This window comes from Actinotalea ferrariae CF5-4 (assembly GCF_000603945.1).
GTDB lineage: Bacteria > Actinomycetota > Actinomycetes > Actinomycetales > Cellulomonadaceae > Actinotalea > Actinotalea ferrariae.
Genome location: NZ_AXCW01000406.1, coordinates 1 through 2,236, shown reverse-complemented (window position 1 = coordinate 2,236; position 2,236 = coordinate 1). Strand labels below are relative to the sequence as shown.

Below are 2,236 nucleotides of genomic sequence, written 5' to 3'. Positions count from 1 at the left end.
CACCCTCGATTGTGAAGAGCCGGTTGATGATGCGCGCGCCCCGGCGTACGGCCAGCGCCATCGCGCCGAGAAGTTCGTTCTCCCACAGGTCGGTGTCAGGGAACTCGTTCCGATCGTCTAGGACGCGCACACTCAGCAGTCGCCCAGCAGGGGTGACGGGCGTTCTCTTGTCTTCGATCAGCGCCTCGAGGCTGCCATGCAGCGCGAGGCTGGCCACGAACGTGCCGTGCCCGGACCCGTCGGTGGCGGCGTCAAGCCCGTCGGACGCTTCGGCGCCCGCAAACGCCGGCCCAATGAGCGGATGCCCACTGCGAACGCCGCTGTCTACGACGGCGATGAGTGGCGCGTCTCGGTCTGGCGAGAGGACCGGCGGCAAGAGTTCAGCGCCCCCGGCGTGAGCCTCTCGGTGACTCACGAGCGGCCGAGGGATCCGATCGATGCGCCGGACATGAGGAACTCGCGCCAGCTCACGAGCGAGCTCTGGGCTGCCCTCAATCCGCAGGAGGGAGAGACCGCTCCGGTGCCGCAGCGATCGGTCCATGACCCGCCCGTCACCGGCTTCGACAGCGGCGGCCGTCGCCTCATGACGCTGCCGCGCATCAGCCTCATCCTCGGGGCACCAGCACTCCACGTCCAGCAGCAGGGCGGCGTCACGCGCTGAAGCTCCAATGAAGGCGGCCGCGTCGGCCGTCACGATCTCATCCGCGCTCAAGGCACGGACTTCGTCTATCAGGTCGAAGAGGGCTTGGTACCGAGCTCTGCCGGGGCGGTCCTCCGAGGTGCCGGCGTCATCCGATTCACTCACTGACTCCCCGGCACTATCCGCGGCCCGGGGGCCCGCCTGGTACTGCTCGAGCCGCTCCGCCAGTCCGCCGAGCTGCGGGTCTCCCGGAGAGGTCACGACGACACGGTCGGTGAACCACTCGAGGACCGTGAGTCCGGCAGCACTCAGCGCCCTGTCGTCGGGCGGTGCGTTGAACCGGAGCACGGCGACGTTCTCCGGGTCGACGCCCAAGACACTCGTCCGCTTCGCATGGATCGCGCGCAGTTGCGCCAACTCCCGCCGGAGCTTCGCGCCGTGCCCCGGCTGATCGGGATAGTTGACAGGCCGGGGGTAGCGGAATGGGCGGGCAACCCGAGTGCCAGCCGGGAGTTGTCGCGCAAGCCGCAGGTGGGCGTGTTCACGCTCCGGAAATTCGAGGGTCCCCTGCGTCACGCCACGAAGGTACGCCCACCTAACGACGGATCGGTCTTGGCGCGCCTACTCTCCACTCAATCGGTCAGATCTCCGGTGGGGGCTTTGACCGCACGTCGGCGGGCACGAAGCCTAGCCATGGACTCCACCATGTGCTCGTCCGTGACGGTCGGCGCTCCGTCGAGCACCGCATGTCGGAGCGCATCAGTGCAGATCAACTCAGCGTCGGCGCCGGAAGCACCTTTCAGACGTCGCGCCCAGGCGGAGAGGTCCACATCGCCGCGCATCCCGTTGAGTTTGACCTGCAGTAGGCGCCGCATCTCCGCGTAGCCGGGGCGTGGGAGGCGGATTACGTCGTCGAATCTGCGCCAGACTGCAGAGTCGAGCATCTGCGGATGATTGCTGGTCGCCACGACAAGGGACTCGCCGCGGACATCGTCGAGTACCTGCAGGACCGTCGCGACGACGCGGCGGAGTTCACCGTGGTCGCCGGGGGTCGACCTCTCGCTGGCCAGAGCGTCGAACTCATCGAGCAGGAGAACACAGGGCGTGGTCTCGGCAAAGCGCACGATCGCTTCGACGTTGCGGGCCGTCTCGCCGAGGTACGACGACGTGAGGGCAGCGAGGTTCGCCGACGCGACGGGCAGGCTCAACTCGGCGGCCATGGCGTGCGCGGTTGCGGTCTTGCCCGTACCCGATGGTCCAACCAGCAGGAGGCGCTGACGAGGCCGGAGAGCGTGGGTAACGAGGAGGGTCCTGTGCTCGTTCTCGCGCACGAGGTCCACCAGCGCGGATTCGACCACGGGTGCGTGCACCAGGTCGGCGAATGACCATCGAGCTTTCGTCAGGCTCAACAGCGGCCGCTCATCCCTGCCCTTCGGAACTGGGCGCAGTGACAACGGCTCCCGCGCGCCAGGCCGTCGTGGATCGCTCAGCGCTTCCTCGAGTTCACCGGCGAGGAGCCGGTGCCCCTTCTTGCGCTCCTCCTCAACCACCGCGCGGGCGGCTTGAAGGAACGCTGAGCCCTGATCCACCGGTCCC

Annotated in this window: 2 protein-coding genes; both read right to left on the bottom strand. The window is 67.9% G+C overall.

The window, feature by feature from the left end; translation table 11 throughout:
• A partial coding sequence (locus N866_RS18270) for a S8 family serine peptidase (RefSeq protein WP_155855480.1) occupies positions 1-1,216 on the bottom strand: 1,216 nt, incomplete at its 3' end.
• 56 nt (positions 1,217-1,272) lie between these two features.
• Positions 1,273-2,236 (bottom strand): AAA family ATPase (locus tag N866_RS18265; RefSeq protein WP_034229416.1); only part of this gene is annotated, 964 nt, incomplete at its 5' end.